The organism is Bacillus massilinigeriensis (genome assembly GCF_900111815.1).
Lineage (GTDB): Bacteria > Bacillota > Bacilli > Bacillales > Cytobacillaceae > Mesobacillus_C > Mesobacillus_C mediterraneensis.
In genome coordinates, this window is record NZ_LT630004.1 from 1,893,446 (window position 1) to 1,912,113 (window position 18,668).

The window sequence follows — 18,668 nt, forward strand, 5'->3', positions numbered from 1 at the left end:
GAGACTTAAGTAATCAAGTTGTTTGGTTAGGAGTAGCGCTGCAAAATTTTAGAAAGCACTCCATTTACAAACCTGCTTGATTGCTCGTCTCCATATATTTTGGCAATTTCAATCGCTTCATCCAACACCACATTACCAGGTACATCCTCTTTGCAGAACATCAACTCGAAGGCACCAAGGCGCAGCAAATTCCTGTCAACGTTAGCCAGCCTGTCCATTGTCCACTTTTCCAAGTGCTGCTTAATTTCTTCATCTATTTTTTCCTGATTTTCTACATACCCCTCTACAAGGTTTGTCAAATAAGCATCTTGCGGCTCATTATCTAGAACATGGGAAATAGCATCCCTGGGTTCCACCTTGCTTATATCCATCTGGAATAAGGCTTGCATCGCCTTTTCTCTAGCTGTTCTTCTCTTCATTCCTTTTCTTGGCTCCTTTTCTTGGCTCCTTTGCGGCTATATGCTGATCTCTTCTAAGATGATAATAGCATAACATAACCTTTTACGCATGCTTCCCGGTTATTTTTGCTGATATTGATTTCATTTATTTCAGGTTGCCACATTTTCCATTGAAAAAACCAAAGTCCTGTAAAAGGGCTTTGGTTTCTCTTCAAATTATAGCTCCTGTTCGAAATCGCTTTCAGCCTTTTGCGTTTCAAATTGAATTCCTACAACATGAATGTTTACCTCAGCAGCTTCCAAAGCTGTCATGTTCAGTAGAGCCTGACGGATGTTATCCTGAATTTTTTGGGCAACAGCTGGGATGGAGACACCAAACTTCATTACACAAAATACGTCCACGATGATCCCTTCATCGGAGAGTTCTACTTTGACGCCTTTGCCGTGATTTTTCTTACCAAGCCGTTCAACGACTCCTGCAGCAAAGCTTCCACGCATCTGAGAAACTCCCTCGACCTCTGATGCTGCAATACCGCCAATCACTTCAATAACTTCTGGAGCGATTTCCACCTTGCCTAGACCATTGTCTCCATTACTCATTTCCAGTACATGCTGTTCACTCATTGCCTGCACCTCCAGTTATTCTTCTGCCATTACATCATATATTTCTAGGAACTTCGTATTGAATTGGCCCTCCACAAATTTTTCGTGGCTGAGCAATTTCAAATGGAAGGGGATTGTCGTATGGATGCCTTCGACGACGAATTCTGCCAAAGCCCTCTTCATACGGCTGATCGCTTCTTCCCTTGTGCTCCCGTATGTGATTACCTTTGCAATCATTGAATCATAATATGGGGGAATAGAATAGCCAGGATAAGCAGCAGAATCTATCCTGACCCCAAGACCGCCAGGAGGAAGGTACATGTTAATTTTCCCAGGTGATGGCATGAAATTTTTCAAAGGGTTTTCTGCATTAATCCTGCATTCAATTGCCCACCCGTTAAACTCGACCTCTTCCTGTTTGAGTCCAAGCTTCTCTCCTGAGGCGACTTTGATTTGTTCCTTAATCAAGTCGACGCCTGTTACCATTTCAGTAACCGGATGCTCTACCTGGATACGCGTATTCATTTCCATAAAATAAAATTTGCGATTGCGGTAATCATATATAAATTCTACCGTGCCTGCACCTGTATAGGCAACTGCTTTCGCCGCTTTAACTGCTGCTTCGCCCATTTCTTTGCGAATTTCGCCATCAAGTGCCGGCGAAGGGGTTTCTTCCAGAAGCTTTTGCAACCGGCGTTGGATAGAGCAATCGCGTTCTCCAAGATGAATTGTATTACCGTAAGAATCTGCCAAAACTTGTATCTCTACATGTCTGAAATCTTCAATAAATTTCTCAATATATACTCCTGGATGACCGAATGCAGTCATTGCTTCCTGCTGGGTAATGCTGATACCTTTCAGCATTTCTTCCTCTGATTTGGCAACACGGATTCCTTTTCCGCCTCCGCCAGCAGTAGCCTTGATAATAACAGGATAGCCAATGCTCGTTGCAAGCTCGATTGCATCTTCATTGCTTTCAATGATACCTCTTGAACCAGGAACGATTGGCACTCCCGCTTCTCTCATCGTCTCCCTTGCAACATCTTTTGTCCCCATTTTTTGAATAGCTTCCGGTGTCGGACCGACAAAAGTAATATTGCATTCCCTGCAGAGCTCTGCAAAAGCAGCGTTCTCTGCGAGGAATCCATAACCAGGATGGATAGCATCGCACCCTGTCAATTTTGCCACACTAATGATATTAGTAAAGTTCAAGTAACTGTCTTTTGATGGCTTTGGGCCGATGCAATACGCTTCGTCAGCAAGCTGTACATGAAGGGATTCTCTGTCTGCGTCCGAAAATACCGCGACAGACTCAATGCCCATTTCCCGACAAGCCCGGATGATACGTACTGCAATTTCACCCCGATTGGCAACCAATAATTTTTTTATCATCTTGACCTCTCCTTACTCTGGCTTAACTAAGAACAGAGGCTGTCCGTATTCGACGAGCTGTCCGTCTTTTACAAGTACCTCAACGATTTCCCCATCGATCTCAGCTTCAATTTCATTGAATAGCTTCATTGCTTCCACGATGCAGACAATGGAATCCTTTTTTACTTTTGATCCAGCTTTAACATATGCATCTGCGTCTGGAGTAGGTGATTGATAGAATGTTCCCACCATTGGAGAAGTAATTTTATGTAGGTTTGCTGTATCCTTCACTTCTTCCTTCTTCTGTTCCTGGACAGGTGCAGCAACAGCCACAGCAGGCGTTTGTACTGGTGCCGGAGTCTGAACAGCAGCTGGTTGAACTGTCTCGACAGAAACAGTATTAACAGGTGCTTGAACCGTTTGCATGTTCGCACCCTTCTTCATTTTAACTTTCACACCTTCAACCTCATATGAAAATTCATCAATGGTCGACTGATCGATCAATTTAATCAGTTCACGAATTTCTTGCACTTTCAACATTGCTGGCACCCCTTGTCTTATTTCAAATATAATTGAGACTAACTACTAATACTATACGATAATACCATGTTATACTTCAATAAATTAACTGTCGTCTATCATTTTAATCTTTTCTGAATTAAAAGGGAATTCTTATTGTATAATAAACCGCTGGCTATAATGAAAATAAAACAGGGAGATGATGGCACTGGGCAGTTAAAAACCTCGCCATTTCTCCCTGTTTTTAAACATTCTTGCAAAATCTTATTTGCCCGGCTGAAAGTCAACCACGACCGGCTGGTAATCGCCAAGCTCTGTCCTTACCATTTGGATAATTTCATTTGCTTTAGATCTTGAGTGTTTTTCAGCTTTTACGGTAATTCTGACTTTTTCTCCATCTGCTCTAACAAGTACATCCTCATAATCCATTGATTTAATGAGCGTCTCGAGTACATTTTCTTTTTGAGCAATATCATCAAGTTCTTTCATTTTTTCATAGGCATCGTTTCGCTGCTCTGCAGGTATATCAGTAGAGGCTACGATGTCTTGAAGCTCTTCCTTCATCTCATTTCTCTGGTCATTCATTTGCATGCGCAATGCTTCAAATGCTTCATCTGTCGCTGCAGCAGAAATGACTGTCTGTCCATCTTTAGACTGGACAGCTGCTTGCTGCTTGCTTTCAACCATTTTTGCTTCGCTCTTCTCTTTCGCCTCTTGTGTCGCCATTTCCGTCATGTTCTGTTCTGGAGAAGTGATGTAATAGACAGATAGAACAACAACAAGACTCAGCATTGTCAACAACCAAACTGTTTGTTTTTTCAATAACATCTCCTTAATCCCCCTTTGTTTTCTTAGGCAATACGGATACTCGGTGGCTAGGAACATCTAGTGACCTCGTTACCGCTTCTAGTATCCATTTTTTCACTTGTATATTTTCAGCGCCTCTCGCCACGATGAGCACACCCCTTATTTCTGGTTTTTTCGTCTCCAGCACAATCGGCGTTTCCTTATCCCCGTTCTTGACGATGACAAGCTGCTCATCCTTTGAAAGGTCTTCCACTTTTCTGCTACCGCCTTCCCTGTCTGTCTCATCTGTTGTTTGCGACTGAGTGACCGTATTTTTCTCAAGCACTTTCTTTTCCGTCGAATCAGCATTTACCATGACAGATACATCCCTAACTCCCGCAATTCCTTCCAGTACTTCTTTCAACTGCGTTTCACAAGCTTCTTCATACTTGCTGATACTATCGTTTTTTTGTGGTTTTCTCTGTCCAAATACAGCCTCAGTCTTTTTGTTTTGATCTTGTACGGTGGCAGGAACACTGTTGGTTTCTCCATTCTTATCAAACATATTCCCTACCATCATTGCACCTGTACCAATAAGGATGACAAAAAGAAAGTACGGATGTTTGCCTGTTTTTTTATCAGATGGACTTTTCGCTTTAAAAAAACTGTTCTTCAGCCAGCCCAGCGGACCTATCTTATTCTCTTTCACCATTGGCCAGCCCCCCTCCTGACACAATTTTGATTGATTGTACTGGAACATTCCATTTCTTCGCCAGAAGGAAAGCCGCTTCTTCATTTCTATCAGGCGCCATGTCCGATGAATGGGGATGCTGAGTATCAATCCGGATTTCTTCTACCACGGTTACCGCTCCCCCGCTGCTGCCTTCTGCCTCTCGTACAAGAACGGTAATCTGCTCAAGATTTTCCGGAAATGTACGCTTGTCTTGCTCTTTTGTCACTATTTCCACCGAAGCTATCTCCAGGTGGTATTTTTCCATCATCTCCTCCTTTGCGTCCGCTTTTAGTTGGACAGCCATTTGTTCTAAAATATATGCATTCTGGGACTCTTGTATTTCTGTTTTCTTCAATTCTATTAAATTTTCCATGCTGCTTCCTCCAAATTTCCCTTCGGATGGCACCTTTTCAAGCATCTGCTCCAAATCGCTTGAGAAAATTTTGAAAATAGGCGATAGAACAATCGTAATCAACAAGAGTCCTGTAACAATTTTTACGTACTTCTGAAGAGCTGAATTCGGTAGCAGCATTTCAAGCAATGTCGCTAAAAGGATAAAAAGGATGATATTTGTTACCCACTCTGTGAGAAATTCCATTATCCACCTCTATCTGACCATCATGGAAAGATTGCCTGCCGAGACAATGACCGTTATTGTTAGGAAAAACATCAAGGATACGATTGCAAGTGCAACAAAAACATAAATGATGCTCTTGCTTATGACATCAAGGAAAGCAATTACCGGCCCTCCTCCTAGAGGCTGCAGTACAGCTGCAGCAAGTTTATATATAAAAGCGATCAGCAGAATCTTAACCGCCGGAAACGCTGCTAACAAAAGAAGGATTGCTACTCCCGCTATGCCTACAGTATTTTTTAAAAGGACCGAAGCACTGATGACTGTTTCAGCCGCATCCGTAAATGTCCGGCCGATAACCGGGATGAAATTTCCCGTGACAAACTTTGCTGTTTTGACTGTCACTCCATCCGTCACGGCTGAAGCTGCTCCCTGTACGGATATGACACCGAGAAAAACGGTGAGGAATAGTCCGAGCAAACCAACGCTCCAGTTTCTAAACAAACCAGCAAGCTGTGTTACTTTGTAATGCTCTGTCAAAATGCTGACAATTCCCAGAAGAGCTGAGAGGAGCAAAAGTGGGAGAACAATATACTGAACAAACAACCCGCTTGTATTCATCAGGAAAAGGATGATGGGATGAAAAAAAGCAGCGGAGATGACTCCACCCGACGAAGCAATTAGTGCAAGAAGCAAAGGAACAATGGCAAGGATAAAACTGATCATGCTTTCAATAGTCTGATTGGTATAATCAATAACTATATGAAAGCTGTTTAGCGCGATGATAATTAACACCATGAAAACGATAGAATACGCCACTTTACTTACTGCACTATTTTCAAAGGAGTTGTGGAGGGTCTGAAGAAACATGCTGAAGACTGTCAGAAGAACAAGGGTACCAAGAAGTTTTCCATTAGCTGTGAACTCGTGGAATCCATACTTTAGAATGCCGATGAACCACTCTTTCAGGGAAAACTCCTTCTCTCCTTTTATAAAGTCATAGAGGCTACCCTTCTGACTCTCTGGAAGAAAACCACCGTATTCATCCAAGATATTCTCCCAATATTCCGTTAACTCATCCAGTTGTAATTCCTCGAGCTGCTTGTCCGCAATCGTTCTCACACTCTTAGGTTTGTCTCCTCCTTCCTCTCCCGCAGCCTGCACTCCAGAAAAAGCGAAAATGTAGAACAGGAGGCCAAACATAAGAGTCAGTAATTTGTGGAAGACTTTCAATACTTCACCCCCTTTCTTTCATCCAAAACTTATCCGGGAATTAAATTAATAATGGTTTCAATTAATACCGTTAAAATTGGTACGGCCATCGCGAGAATCAACACTTTGCCCCCAAGCTCAATTTTCGAAGCTAGCGCTCCCTGACCTGCATCTTTTGTTATTTGTGATGCAAACTCAGCAATATACGCGATGCCAATGATCTTTAAAATAGTCTCGATATAGATAAGATTAACTTGGGCATCAGCAGCCAGATTTTTCACCATGGAAATGATCATCCAAACCTTGTCCACTAAAAAAAGAAAAATGGCACACCCGCTAAACACGACGAGAAGGATTGCAAAGTTCGGTTTCTGTTCTTTCAGGACCAGTCCAAGGAAGGTTGCGACGAGTGCTGTGCCTGCTATTTGAATGATTTCAATCGCTTGTCCCTCCTAACCTTGAAACAGAAAAACCGATTTAATTTTTTCAAATAGATCGTCCACTATGGAAGCAACCATAAAAAGAATATAGATAAAGCCAAATAGCGTTACCCATTGTGCATATTCCTTTTTCCCCATCTGATCGAGGATGGTATGCAAAAATGCGACAACTATCCCTACACCAGCAATTTTAAATATGATATCTACATCCAAACCCATCTATTAATCCCCCTATAATTACATCAGTAGGATGATAATCAGTAAGCCTGACAGGAATCCGAGGCTTTTGACCATTTTTTCATACTTAGACTGTTTTTCGAAAGCGTCTCCTTCTTCTCTTTGAAGGTGGGTGATGGCAAGCTGGATTTGCTTTTGCTGTGATTGCTTGTCATGCCGGCCCAACGTCTCTCCAAACTGCTTAAGGATTTCTAATTCCCCGTTCCGGAGGGCTGTTTCCCGCCAAATTTCGTCAAGGCTTGCGTTCCAAGCTGAGCTCACTGTCGTCTCTTCTTCCAATAGTCTTTTCGAGAAGGAGGAAAACAAGCGGGATAATGGCGCCTGCAACTGTGTGGAAAGCCTTCTTGCTGCTTCATGCAACGGCGTGTGCCCGTACATTATTTCCGCCTCAAGTGATTGAAGTGCTGATTTCAGCTGCCGCAGCTGTCTAGGCCGTTCATTAAACTTTCTTGCAGCTTCGAGGCCCGTCCAAGTTGTTGCTGTTATGATTAGAGCCGCACCAATTAACTTAATCATGCGATCCTCACCTTTATCTTTGATTTGATCACTTTCCCTAAGTTGTCTTTAATACATGCTGTGTTTCCTTGCTCAGCCTCTCGCGAAAGCTCAATGTAACGCTCAAATATTCCCTCCTCGATGATCTCCTTCATGACAGGTCTCCTGCGGATATCTAGCAGTGATTTACCGTGAACTGTCATCAGTAGAGTAATCCCTGCATTCGCAGCCTCGAGTATCGCAGCCGCGTCCTCTACACTTCCCGCCTCATCAACCACAATCACATCAGGACTCATAGATCGAATCATCATCATCATTCCTTCAGCCTTTGGACAAGAATCGAGCACATCGATGCGGGGACCAAAGGTAAACTGCGGAATACCATTTAGACACCCAGCGATTTCCGAACGTTCATCAATAATACCCGCTTTGCATGCTGGAATACTCCTCTTGCTGCAGCCCTTTGATATAAGGCGAGCAATATCCCGCAAAAGAGTCGTCTTCCCAGTCTGAGGGGGACCGATAATCATCGTGTGCTTCCATCCCGCACCATAGAGGAAGGGTGCAAACACATCCGCAGTCCCAATTTTCTCTTTTGCAATCCTGATATTAAAAGAACCCACATCTCTGATGGATTTTACCTTCCCGCCATCTAAAATTACTTTTCCTGCTAATCCAACACGATGCCCACCTGCAATCGTAATATAGCCCCTCTTCAATTCTTCCTCGAGCGTGTACATGGAAAAATTACTTAGCTTGTTCAAAAGCTGAACTCCATCTTCCAATGTTGCAATATAAGACAAGAATAATGCTTTTCCGCCAACATTGATTTCAATAGGGCGATTAATTCGAATCCGGATTTCTTCTGCCCGCATTAATTCAGCATGAGACAGGTGCCTCAATTGATCCGAAACTGCTTTAGGCAAAAAAGAGAACAGTTTCTCCATAATCATTCCTCCCGGGACAAGCGCATCACATATTAAAATGTATGCCTGCACGAAGACTTTATGACATGCACGTCGAACCTCAACAGGATAGATTGCTGTTTTTTTGAAAATAATGTACTGGAAAGGAGGGAACAAGATGGTTAACGAGAATCGAAAGAATTTTTTCGAAGCACAGAAACAACGAGGCAAATACATTGGGGATGCACACGGAAATAAGAGCAAACCGGAATCTGATAAATACAATACAAGGGAAAATACGGATAAATCTCCTGGAACAACAGGGAGGGAATAAAGGCGATAAGGGCGGAATGGCTGGGAGAAACTTGCCATAGGATAGTGGTAAAGGCTGCGGGGTGATAGTGGTATGAACACAAAAAGCGACTTGTCTCTCCCTGGAAAACTTACAGTCCAAGGCGAAGCGACAATACAGATTCCACCGGACACAGCATCTACGGTTATTGGCGTCCGATCAGAAAACAGAGAGCTGGCACCTGCCCAAGGAGAAAATGCAACCATAATTGCAAATGTGACTAGAGCGTTGATGGAAAACGGAGTAAAAAAGGAAGATATTCAAACGATCAGCTACAAAATTGAAGCGCTATATCAATATGATGAGGGAAAACAAGTTTTCCGCGGATATAGGGTAACCCATCTGCTAAAAGTTAAATTGAAGGATATTAGCAAAGCAGGGGTTATAATCGATGAAAGTACGAAGAACGGCGCCAACGAAGTGTACGGCGTTGAGTTCTCCCTATCTCAGGAAAAGCAGTATTATGAAAAGGCACTACAATCTTCCATCCAAAATGCCTGGAATAAAGCAAGAAAGCTTGCTGATGCAGCTGGAGTACATCTTTCCGCTGTTCCAGTCGAAATCAATGAGATTTCCTCACCGCCCTCTCCTATCACTCCAATGGTCAAGGCATTTTCAGAGGGGACGCAGCTTGAGCCAGGAGTCATTTCCGTGCGAGCAGCTGTCACAGTACATTATGAAATACTAAAATGAAGAAAGCCCCGCTGCTGTTGCAGCGGGGCAATTTCCATTAAGCACGGGAAACATAGGAAGATTCCGTCGTATTAATAATGAGTCTGTCGCCTTGATTCACGAAGAATGGAACCTGTACGATCAGGCCAGTTTCAAGTGTCGCAGGCTTTGTACCTCCGGAAGCTGTATCACCTTTAATTCCAGGTTCTGTTTCCGTCACTTCAAGCTCTACTGTATTTGGAAGTTCGACACCAAGTGTTTCACCATGGAACATCATGATGGAAACCTCCATGTTTTCCTTTAGAAACTTCAATTCGTATTCAATTGCACTTGCAGGCAATTCAATTTGCTCGTAGCTTTCATTATCCATAAATACATGCTGGTCGCCACTTGCATAAAGGTATTGCATTCTGCGGTTATCAATTTGAGCTTTTGCTACTTTTTCACCAGCACGGAAAGTTTTTTCTTGTATAGCACCATTTCTAAGATTACGAAGTTTGGAACGGACAAATGCGGCTCCTTTTCCTGGCTTGACGTGCTGGAAGTCCATTACACGCCAAATGCCTCCATCTACTTCGATTGTTAATCCTGTACGGAAATCGTTAACAGAAATCATGATAGTCCTCCTATATAGGTTAAAGAATGATGAGTTCTTTTGTAGAGTGAGTCAGCTTTTCATTGCCATCCTTTGTGATGATAGTATCATCTTCTATCCTGACACCACCTACATTAGGGATATAAATACCAGGCTCGACGGTGACAGCCATTCCAGGCTCGAGAACCGAATCTGATTTCATAGACAGACTCGGCCCTTCATGTACTTCAAGCCCTATTCCGTGTCCTGTGGAATGCCCAAAGTATTCACCGTATCCCTTGCTGCTAATATAATCCCTTGTCAGCGCATCCGCTTCTCTGCCTGTCATACCCGGTTTAAGTCCCTGTAATCCGCGGAGCTGCGCTTCGCGAACAACCTCATAGATTTCACGGAGTTTTGCTGACGGCTCTCCAACAGCAACCGTACGAGTGATATCAGATATGTACCCATTATAATATGCACCGTAATCCATTGTCACCAAGTCGCCGGTTTCAATTACCTTATTGCTAGCCACGCCATGGGGCAGGGCAGAACGGTAACCAGATGCCACAATGATATCAAAGGAAGAAGAAACTGCTCCTTGCTTTCTCATAAAGAACTCCAGTTCATTGGAAACGTCCAGCTCTGTCACTCCGGGACGAATGAACTCAATGATATGCTCAAAAGCATGATCGGCAATCTCTGCCGCTTCCTTTAATATCTTAATCTCTGCATCAGTCTTTATCAAGCGCAACTTCTCAATTTCGTTTGAAACAGGAACAAGCTCAGCATCCGTTGCTTTTCCAAGCTCACGATAGGAAGCGAAAGTTGTATGGTCTTCTTCAAAACCGAGCCTTCCAACTCCTAGCTTCCCACATTGAATGCCTACTTCTTCAAGAAGCATGCTTGCTTGCTTTACAATCTCATATCCTTCGCATTGCTTCGCAGCCTGTTCAGTATATCTGAAATCGGTGATGAACAGCGCTTTTTCCCCTGTTATTAATACTGCACCTGCAGAGCCAGTGAAGCCTGTCATATACCTGCGATTATAATCGCTGGCAATCAATATTGCATCGACATCCAGTTCTTGAAAGCGACTCCTTAAACGTTCCAGTTTCCCCATCAGCTTTCCCTCTCCTTTATTATTTCTCTCAGTGCATCAATCGCTAGCTCGTATCCTTTGAACCCAAGGCCGGAAATCTGGCCGGCGGCAACAGGCGCAATGACGGATGTATGTCGAAAAGACTCTCGTGCGTGAATATTCGAAATATGAACCTCAATAACAGGACAATTAATTCCTGCTACTGCATCTCTTATAGCATAACTATAATGCGTGAATGCTCCAGGGTTGAACACCACTCCAGATATTTTTGCATCCATTGTGCTATGCAGTTTATCGATCAATTCACCTTCATGATTGGATTGAAAGCACTCCAAACCAAGTCCATACTCTAAAGCTCTTTTCTCCAAACTTTTCTCCAGCATTTCGAGCGTGCCGGCGCCATAAATACCAGGTTCCCTTTTTCCAAGCAGGTTCAAATTAGGGCCATTTAAAAGCATAATTTTCCTCATTTTTTCTCACCTGCTAAAAAAAGAATGTTCAATAAGAACATTCTACCATAACCTTTTTCTGCAGCAACAGCCTATTCTGTTTCTTGTGGAGCAGCAGCTGTATTATTTTTTTCTCTGTATTGCAATTCATTTTCCTCGAACGAGATAGAATAACCAACAAACACACCATAGAGCAAGTAAAAACAAACGGATGTAACAAGCGTGTTCCTTGATAAATCAGAAATCGGCTTGATCCCTGGGAAAACAGGATTGAGTACATAAAAAACCAGCAGGAATAATAACAAACCAAAAATGGCGCCTCCCCACATGCTTTTTACTTTCCTCATTGTCCAGTAATAAACAAAAGCCACACCGATCGATATAATTCCTAAAGCAATAATAGAAAACACCGTCCCAATCCAACCTTTCTTCCAGGCTCCGAATGCCCACGGTTCAAGAAGCACATTCACCCTTACATCCGTGAAATTTAAATAATGGGCAAACTGCGCAAGCGAGCTCCATAGTAATCCTCCAAACAATCCTGTGACAGCTACCATTGCGACCATCGACATCGGCTTTTCATGCTGTTCTTGCTCTAGCTTTCTCTTTTCCTGATCCATTTGCATACCTCCGTCTTTATCATCTTTTGTATATAAGGTTTTCCACTTTGGCATGGATATAGTCGCTTTATTTCCATGCCTTTGCATTTACACAATGTTGTTATAGAGGTTTTTCCGTTTTTTTAGTAAGATGTAGATAAGGGTTAGATTTTTTAATTAAATCCCTTGCAGACCATAAATAGGCTGGTGTATACATGTCCAAAAAACAAAACCCGGTATATGGCGGCCAGGCAGTTGTCGAAGGCGTCATGTTTGGCGGAAAAAACCTTACTGTTACCGCTGTAAGAAGAAAAGACGATACCATTGAATATTTCGAATTGCCGAGGAAGGTAAACCCCTCTCTTGCAGCACTGAAAAAGATTCCTTTCATTCGTGGCATCGTCGCCATAATCGAGGCCAGTGCAAATGGATCAAAGCACTTGAATTTTTCTTCAGAGAGATATGACCTCGATCCTTCTGAGAAAGTGGAAGAGAACGAGGAAAAGGGTTCAAAGCTTTCGATGATTCTAGGTGTTGCAACGATCGGCGTAATCTCCTTCCTGCTAGGAAAATTTCTTTTCACGCTTATTCCTGTTTTCCTTGCAGCATTAACTAAGCCTATCTTCCCTGGACACACTGCTCAAATCATGTTAGAGAGCCTTTTTAAGCTTTTCCTTCTACTGGCTTATATTTACTTTGTTTCGCTAACACCAATTGTAAAAAGAGTGTTTCAATATCACGGGGCAGAGCATAAAGTAATTAATGCATATGAGAACGGAAAAGAATTAACTGTTGCGAATGTACAGGCGGAGTCGAGACTCCACTACCGTTGTGGAAGCAGCTTTATACTCTTCACGGTAATTGTCGGAATGTTCCTTTACTTTCTTGTACCAACCGACCCTCTCCTGGTCAGAGTGTTAACGAGAATCGCATTGATTCCAGTCGTCCTTGGAATTTCCTTTGAAGTCTTGCAGTTGACGAACAAAGTGCGAGCTATCCCAGGATTGAAATATTTAGGATTACCAGGCTTATGGCTCCAGCTCCTTACGACAAAAGATCCTGATGACAAACAAGTAGAAGTTGCCATATCTTCATTTCACATGCTTTTAAAAAAGGAAAAAGAAGCAGGAATAGCAGAAGAATCTGAAGAAATTGTATAATGTAAGAACTTATTTAGTTTAAAAGCGTGAAAAATTGCTCATGATGCTCATAGGGAGGTGGCTTTCTTGTACAATCGAACTTCTTTTTATGTCGTGTTTGGCCTGATTATTCTTGCGGTGATTGGAGTGGCGCAGAGCCTCTTTGAAAATCCCTTTGCTCTTCTGCAGACAGTCGGGGGGGTCATGTTGGTTGCTGCAATCGTTTTTCTTATTATCAATCGCTTTTCCAAAGCTAACCCTATGAAGCAAGAGCAGCGTTCTTTCCATAAAGCGGCAAAGCAGTCGAAGAAACGTTTCCAAGCGAAAAATCATTCCCCTTCACCGAAGCGAACTTCTGTCGGTTCGCTCTCTGCAGCTAGAAAAAAGAAGGATTCGCCACATTTGACAGTAATAGAAGGAAAAAAAGGAAAGAAAAAAAATCGGGCCTCTTTCTAGCCCGATTTTTTATTAATGTTCAATAACACCACTTCCGCAGGAACTGCTGAGCACAGTTTCGTCCAAGCTGTTTCAGTTGTTCTTTTTTCTCATCTGACATCCCAAAATCGGTGAATGAAACTCCTTCGACAGGAACAAAAATAATATTCTTTTCATGCCGCCGTGAAATGTACCTTGAATCATGTGCATCCTTCATTGTTTCAAATAAGGCTTCAAACATATGGACCGCATTGCTGATTTTATGCCGCGGATGCTCCTGAAGGTTATGACTCAGTCTAATGCCGATAACAGGACGAACTTTTTTCACATTTTCCTTATCGAAAAGCCACATTGGAAAATTACTTAACACTCCCCCATCGACAATTATATTATTTCCGATTGGATCCTTTATTTTTACTGGTTCGAAAAAAAAGGGAAGACTACAGCTCATCCGGATTGCTTTTGCTACTGAAAATCTCCTAGGATCCAATCCATATTTCGGGAGGTCATCCGGGATAATCATCAACCTGCCGTTCGTCAAATCAGATGCTACTACCCTCAATGTTTCTGGATGAAGATCACCAAATGTTCTAAGCCCTTTTGCTGCAAGTTTTTCCTGTATCCACCGTTCCAGCTCCGCTCCTTTATAAAGACCGAGCCTCCAATAAAGCAACAGCCACTTTGCGAAAGGCAAAGGAAAAAGGTTATTTCGCAAATCCATAAATCGTTTTAAATCCATTTCATCCACAAGCTTTCCAGCTTCCCTTGCTGTATATCCTGCTGCAAGCATTGCTGCAATCATGGACCCTGCACTTGTACCTGCCATACGCTTAAAGCGAAAACCTTGTTTCTCAATCGCTTCACAAGCTCCTATAAGCGCGTAGCCTTTGATTCCTCCACCTGAAAACACCCCGTCTATATACATGAACGTTCACTCCCATCAGAAACGTCATGTTACATCTTTAAGCGAGGTATCTAAAAAATAGTACGGTGTCCAGGCATAATGATGCACTTTTTAACGGTTAAGTGAAATATTGGACTTCCGCGCGAGGGAAGCTTTCTTTAATATAGCCGCGAATTACGCGCTCCAATTCCTCTGCTTCCGAGCTTGGATAAACATACTTTCCAATTCCATACCTACCCCACTTATATTTTCTTTTTTCTTCATCCATTTCCAGCTTAGTCTTCGGATATCTTTTCATAATCACTTTTTTGGCCGGTTTAGTAAAGCGATGCTGAATTAATTCAAACGTAAGTCCAGCTGTATCGACACCTTTCAAAGAGTCACTCAACCGCTGAAACAATTCTTCATAGCCTTCTTTCCATCCATCATGCCTGTATATCGGTGCAACAATAAATCCTAATGGGTAGCCTGCAGCAGCAACCTTTCTCGCTGCTTCCAGCCTCTCCTCGAACGAAGAAGTTCCCGGTTCAAAGTTCTTTATCACATATCTGCTATTCACACTGAACCGGAAATGCGTTTTTCCGTTATGTGCTGCATCCAACAAGTGATCGACATGGTGATATTTAGTTACGAATCTCAGCCGACCGTATTCTGTTTCTCCAATGAACTCAATGGCTTTCTTCAGTGAATGCGTAAGGTGATCGATTCCAACAATGTCCGAGGTACAAGCCGCTTCAAACCGTGTGATTTCAGGTAGTCTTTCTTCCATATATTTGCTGGCCTGAGCGAAAATCTCATCAAGGTTTACATACGTTCTGATGTAAGGTTTACTTCCTAGGGTAGTCTGCAAATAACAATAGTGGCAATGGCCCATGCAACCTGTTGCCAGCGGGATAGCGTACTCTGCTGATGGTTTGGAGGAATCAAATTTAAGGGTGCGCCTTACCCCGACTACTAGTGTAGATTTTGCTGTCCGATACTGCTGAAGTTCTGTATCTCCAGGTATACCTCTTACCTGGTTATGTGACGTCGTCTCTCTGATCTCCACCCCCATCTTTTCGAACTTATCTTTCAGTTCTTGACCAAGCTCATACTGAAGTGCCTGCGGTTCAATATATACAAGTTGCGGTACGAAAGGCTTCATTTTTCTCTCATCTCCCTATAATCTCTTACCCTTAGTATGGTCAGGAAGCAAAGTTTCATGTTGGCGGTAACAGAAAAGCAGCACAACAAAATATAGGGAGACAGCTCTAGGCAGGATTGAAGAATAATACCAAAAAAACAAACAAATAAAGGAGTTCGGAAAATATCATTCCGAACTCCTTTATTAAAGCATTTTGCTTTACTTCTCTTATAAGCCGCATTTAAGCTGGGCATTGCAGTTCGTGCAAGTGTTGCAGCCGCCGATCTCTTTCACAGTACCTTTACGGCACACAGGGCAAGTGTTTCCGACTTCAGAGCCTATCGTTACATTCGTAGACCGAAGTTCGCTGATTGTATCAACAAGGACTACGTGCTGCTTTGCTTTTTCTGTTTTAGTAGTGCTTTCTTCAAAGGAATTTTCCTCTGCTTTCAATGTCAGCACTTGGGTATCTCTAGAACCATCTACATAGACAGTTCCCCCTTTTGCTCCGCCTTTATATAGACGCTCGTAAACTTTTTCCACTTGCTCTACACTGTAACCTTTTGGTGCATTCACCGTTTTACTGATAGAGCTGTCAATCCATCGCTGAATTACACATTGTACATCAGCATGTGCTTCTGGTTTCAGCTCCATTGCAGTTACAAACCAGTGAGGCAAGTTCTCAGAATCAGCTTCTGGATGCTTATCGAGGTATTCTTGAACGATATCTGCCTTTACTTCGATAAACTTACCGAGGCGTCCGCTCCTGAAATAAGAGAATGAAAAATAAGGTTCCAGGCCAGTTGATACGCCAACCATCGTTCCTGTGGATCCTGTCGGTGCAACCGTAAGCAAATGAGAGTTCCTGATTCCATGCTCTAAAACGGATTCCCTAATATCTTCCGGCATTTTCTGCATGAATCCAGTTTCGATGAAAGCATTGCGTAATCGGTTTGTCTCCTCCACGCTTTCTCCGACAAGGAATGGGAAGCTGCCTTTCTCTTTCGCCAGTTCAATAGATGCGCGGTATGCGGTTGTTGCAATCGTTTCAAATACCTTGTCCACTAATTCATTGCCCTTTTCAGAGCCATATTCCGTTTCGCAGTAAATCAAAAGATCATGCAGACCCATAACACCCAAACCAACACGTCTCTCTCCAAGAGCTTGGTGCTTGTTGTCTTTAAGGAAGTATGGAGTTGCATCGATGACATTATCCTGCATCCGAACACCGACTTCGACTGTCCTCTTCAATTTATCGAAGTTTACCGATTTTGTTTCCCTGTCAGCCATCTCTGCCAGGTTGACAGCAGCAAGATTACATACGCTGTATGGTGCGAGAGGCTGTTCACCACAAGGATTGGTCGCAACAACTTTTTGACCGTATGCCTGTGCATTTGTCATGTCATTTGCATTATCGATAAAGAAAATACCAGGTTCTGCAGAATAGGTTGCGCAAATATTAATCAGGTTCCAAAGTTCCTTTGCCTTGATTTTCCTATACGTTCGGACTTTATAACCTAGTTTTTCCCACTCGCGAACATCGCCTACTTTATGCCACTCTTCATTGTACTTCTGCATTGTTTCAGCGTCATAGCTTTCCACATCAGGGAAACGCAATTCGTATTCACTGTTTTGCTCAACTGCTTCCATGAAATCCTTTGTGAGACAAACAGAAATATTTGCCCCTGTAAGGAATTCAGGATTATGGACAGTATAGTTCCCACCAATTGCAAGCTTTTCCTCGGCAGATTTAATAATATCCGCACTGAAGCCGCCATAACCAGGGATGTTTTTATAATTAACAATTCCCTGATACATTGCTTCCTCCTGCAATGTAAACGGTGTGAATTTCAATTTATCCTTAGCATGTTTCTTGATCGTTTCATCTTCTGTATTCTCAATAAGGAATCTGAGGATGCGCGGATTTTGCATTTTCGAAATGATGAACTCGATAATATCCGGATGCCAGTCGGCGAGCATAATCATCTGTGCTCCTCTTCTTGACCCCCCCTGCTCTACAAGGTGCGTGAGCTTTGCGATATCATCAAGCCAAGAAACGGAACCAGAGGATTTACCGTTGACTCCTTTTGCAAGTGTATTCCTCGGACGAAGAGTAGAACCGTTCGTACCAACTCCACCCCCGCGGCTCATAATTTCCATGACCTGTTTGCGGTGTTCAGAAATTCCTTCCCTTGAATCCTGGACAAAAGGCATGACGTAGCAATTGAAATATGTAACATCTGTATTTGCCCCTGCACCATATAAAACCCTGCCAGCAGGGATAAAGTTAAGCCCAGCAAGCTCCTGATAAAATTTCTCGAACCATTCTTGTCGCTTCTCTTCAGTTTTTTCAACAGAGGCTAATCCTGTTGCATTCCTTTTTGCAATTTGTTCGTAAAAGACTTCAAGGGGCTTTTCAATTACATCAAGCGGCTTGCGAATGATGCCTGATTTTGCTTCCTCAGGATCATCCAGTACACCTCGGAATTCCTCTTCTACCAAGACGGTGGCGCTTTTCTTTTCCCAGTCGATATCGAGAATGAATCCTAGGCCTCTTGCAGGGAACTTTGGATCCTCCTTGATAGTGAGCACAACAAAATCCCCTTTTGCGAGGGTAACCTTTTCTGTATCTTTGAATGCATACCGATCTAGCATTACTAGCCTTGAAACACCTTTGTGGGTCATTTTCATATCAAGGGTAACAGGATGCACCTGCGGGAATAACCTGATATCCCTATTTAAGTTATCAACATTAATGATCATTTTTTTGCCAAGCTCAACAGACATGATTACAACTCCTTAGTGAAAATTCATACATTGCCGTCATAGTATGCTAGGATGAAAGCTACCAAGATGTATGCCCGGATGTATTTGAATTACCCTTACGTTATCATATCAAACCGAAAAAAATCAATATATAGTGTATTAAATATTTTTTTCGACACTATATATTGATATTTGGTCAAGTGATAGTAATTTTGTCAAACATGCAATACATTAAAAATAAGAGAATAAATGAGAGAAAGAGCATAAAGCCCAATTAATT

The 18,668-nt window shown here is 42.6% G+C and carries 23 protein-coding genes; 4 read left to right on the forward strand and 19 right to left on the reverse strand.

Features of this window, described 5'->3' with window-relative positions; genetic code table 11:
- Positions 1-26: 26 nt before the first annotated feature.
- From nusB to spoIIIAA, 12 genes are all read right to left on the reverse strand, one after another.
- Positions 27-419, reverse strand: a complete 393-nt coding sequence (nusB, locus tag BQ5796_RS09910; protein WP_071460084.1) for a transcription antitermination factor NusB — start codon at positions 417-419, stop codon at positions 27-29.
- A gap of 195 nt (positions 420-614) precedes the next feature.
- The gene (locus tag BQ5796_RS09915; protein WP_071460085.1) at positions 615-1,022 is read right to left on the reverse strand and encodes an Asp23/Gls24 family envelope stress response protein; all 408 of its coding nucleotides are present in this window, start codon (positions 1,020-1,022) and stop codon (positions 615-617) included.
- A gap of 15 nt (positions 1,023-1,037) precedes the next feature.
- Positions 1,038-2,393, reverse strand: coding sequence for an acetyl-CoA carboxylase biotin carboxylase subunit (gene accC / locus BQ5796_RS09920; protein ID WP_071460086.1), 1,356 nt, complete (start codon positions 2,391-2,393; stop codon positions 1,038-1,040).
- A gap of 12 nt (positions 2,394-2,405) precedes the next feature.
- Positions 2,406-2,912 (reverse strand): acetyl-CoA carboxylase biotin carboxyl carrier protein, encoded by a 507-nt coding sequence (accB, locus tag BQ5796_RS09925; protein ID WP_071460087.1) that lies wholly within the window; start codon positions 2,910-2,912, stop codon positions 2,406-2,408.
- A gap of 243 nt (positions 2,913-3,155) precedes the next feature.
- The gene (locus BQ5796_RS09930; protein ID WP_071460088.1) at positions 3,156-3,719 is read right to left on the reverse strand and encodes a SpoIIIAH-like family protein; all 564 of its coding nucleotides are present in this window, start codon (positions 3,717-3,719) and stop codon (positions 3,156-3,158) included.
- A 4-nt stretch (positions 3,720-3,723) separates the two neighbouring features.
- Positions 3,724-4,389 carry a stage III sporulation protein AG gene (spoIIIAG, locus tag BQ5796_RS09935; RefSeq protein ID WP_071460089.1) on the reverse strand — a complete coding sequence of 222 codons (666 nt, stop codon included), beginning with the start codon at positions 4,387-4,389 and terminating at the stop codon, positions 3,724-3,726.
- The gene (spoIIIAF, locus tag BQ5796_RS09940; RefSeq protein ID WP_071460090.1) at positions 4,373-5,008 is read right to left on the reverse strand and encodes a stage III sporulation protein AF; all 636 of its coding nucleotides are present in this window, start codon (positions 5,006-5,008) and stop codon (positions 4,373-4,375) included. Before spoIIIAF ends, spoIIIAG begins: the two co-directional genes overlap by 17 nt.
- Positions 5,009-5,017: 9 nt before the next feature.
- Positions 5,018-6,217, reverse strand: a complete 1,200-nt coding sequence (gene spoIIIAE / locus BQ5796_RS09945; protein ID WP_428839295.1) for a stage III sporulation protein AE — start codon at positions 6,215-6,217, stop codon at positions 5,018-5,020.
- Between the two features lie 29 nt (positions 6,218-6,246).
- Complete coding sequence (spoIIIAD, locus tag BQ5796_RS09950; protein ID WP_074033945.1) at positions 6,247-6,627, reverse strand: stage III sporulation protein AD; 381 nt, start codon at positions 6,625-6,627, stop codon at positions 6,247-6,249.
- Positions 6,628-6,648: 21 nt separating this feature from the next.
- Positions 6,649-6,855, reverse strand: coding sequence for a stage III sporulation protein AC (gene spoIIIAC, locus BQ5796_RS09955; protein ID WP_071460092.1), 207 nt, complete (start codon positions 6,853-6,855; stop codon positions 6,649-6,651).
- A gap of 18 nt (positions 6,856-6,873) precedes the next feature.
- A complete protein-coding gene (spoIIIAB, locus tag BQ5796_RS09960) occupies positions 6,874-7,389 on the reverse strand; it encodes a stage III sporulation protein SpoIIIAB (RefSeq protein WP_071460093.1) in 516 nt (171 codons plus the stop codon).
- Positions 7,386-8,315 (reverse strand): stage III sporulation protein AA, encoded by a 930-nt coding sequence (gene spoIIIAA, locus BQ5796_RS09965; RefSeq protein WP_071460094.1) that lies wholly within the window; start codon positions 8,313-8,315, stop codon positions 7,386-7,388. Before spoIIIAA ends, spoIIIAB begins: the two co-directional genes overlap by 4 nt.
- Positions 8,316-8,451: 136 nt before the next feature.
- Between spoIIIAA and BQ5796_RS18140 the strand changes: the two genes are divergently transcribed.
- Complete coding sequence (locus BQ5796_RS18140) at positions 8,452-8,607, forward strand: hypothetical protein (RefSeq protein WP_159430999.1); 156 nt, start codon at positions 8,452-8,454, stop codon at positions 8,605-8,607.
- A 72-nt stretch (positions 8,608-8,679) separates the two neighbouring features.
- Positions 8,680-9,318 (forward strand): SIMPL domain-containing protein, encoded by a 639-nt coding sequence (locus BQ5796_RS09970; RefSeq protein WP_071460095.1) that lies wholly within the window; start codon positions 8,680-8,682, stop codon positions 9,316-9,318.
- A gap of 37 nt (positions 9,319-9,355) precedes the next feature.
- On the opposite strand, the gene efp is transcribed toward BQ5796_RS09970, so the two are convergent.
- The 4 genes from efp to BQ5796_RS09990 all read right to left on the reverse strand — a co-directional run bounded on the left by efp (position 9,356) and on the right by BQ5796_RS09990 (position 12,042).
- Positions 9,356-9,913, reverse strand: a complete 558-nt coding sequence (gene efp, locus BQ5796_RS09975; RefSeq protein ID WP_071460096.1) for an elongation factor P — start codon at positions 9,911-9,913, stop codon at positions 9,356-9,358.
- Positions 9,914-9,932: 19 nt separating this feature from the next.
- Positions 9,933-10,994 (reverse strand): M24 family metallopeptidase, encoded by a 1,062-nt coding sequence (locus BQ5796_RS09980; RefSeq protein ID WP_071460097.1) that lies wholly within the window; start codon positions 10,992-10,994, stop codon positions 9,933-9,935.
- A complete protein-coding gene (aroQ, locus tag BQ5796_RS09985; protein WP_071460098.1) occupies positions 10,994-11,443 on the reverse strand; it encodes a type II 3-dehydroquinate dehydratase in 450 nt (149 codons plus the stop codon). Before aroQ ends, BQ5796_RS09980 begins: the two co-directional genes overlap by 1 nt.
- 71 nt (positions 11,444-11,514) lie before the next feature.
- Positions 11,515-12,042 carry a YqhR family membrane protein gene (locus tag BQ5796_RS09990; protein ID WP_071461251.1) on the reverse strand — a complete coding sequence of 176 codons (528 nt, stop codon included), beginning with the start codon at positions 12,040-12,042 and terminating at the stop codon, positions 11,515-11,517.
- A gap of 194 nt (positions 12,043-12,236) precedes the next feature.
- Between BQ5796_RS09990 and BQ5796_RS09995 the strand changes: the two genes are divergently transcribed.
- Together BQ5796_RS09995 and BQ5796_RS10000 are read left to right on the forward strand one after the other, a co-directional pair.
- A complete protein-coding gene (locus tag BQ5796_RS09995) occupies positions 12,237-13,181 on the forward strand; it encodes a DUF1385 domain-containing protein (protein ID WP_071460099.1) in 945 nt (314 codons plus the stop codon).
- Positions 13,182-13,247: 66 nt separating this feature from the next.
- The gene (locus BQ5796_RS10000; protein WP_071460100.1) at positions 13,248-13,616 is read left to right on the forward strand and encodes an SA1362 family protein; all 369 of its coding nucleotides are present in this window, start codon (positions 13,248-13,250) and stop codon (positions 13,614-13,616) included.
- A gap of 19 nt (positions 13,617-13,635) precedes the next feature.
- On the opposite strand, the gene BQ5796_RS10005 is transcribed toward BQ5796_RS10000, so the two are convergent.
- From BQ5796_RS10005 to BQ5796_RS10015, 3 genes are all read right to left on the reverse strand, one after another.
- Positions 13,636-14,520 (reverse strand): patatin-like phospholipase family protein, encoded by an 885-nt coding sequence (locus BQ5796_RS10005; RefSeq protein WP_071460101.1) that lies wholly within the window; start codon positions 14,518-14,520, stop codon positions 13,636-13,638.
- Positions 14,521-14,617: 97 nt separating this feature from the next.
- On the reverse strand, positions 14,618-15,643 hold the full coding sequence (gene splB / locus BQ5796_RS10010) for a spore photoproduct lyase (protein ID WP_071460102.1): 1,026 nt from the start codon (positions 15,641-15,643) through the stop codon (positions 14,618-14,620).
- A 207-nt stretch (positions 15,644-15,850) separates the two neighbouring features.
- Entirely contained in the window at positions 15,851-18,409 is a 2,559-nt protein-coding gene (locus BQ5796_RS10015; protein ID WP_071460103.1) for a vitamin B12-dependent ribonucleotide reductase, read from the reverse strand.
- Positions 18,410-18,668: the final 259 nt, after the last annotated feature.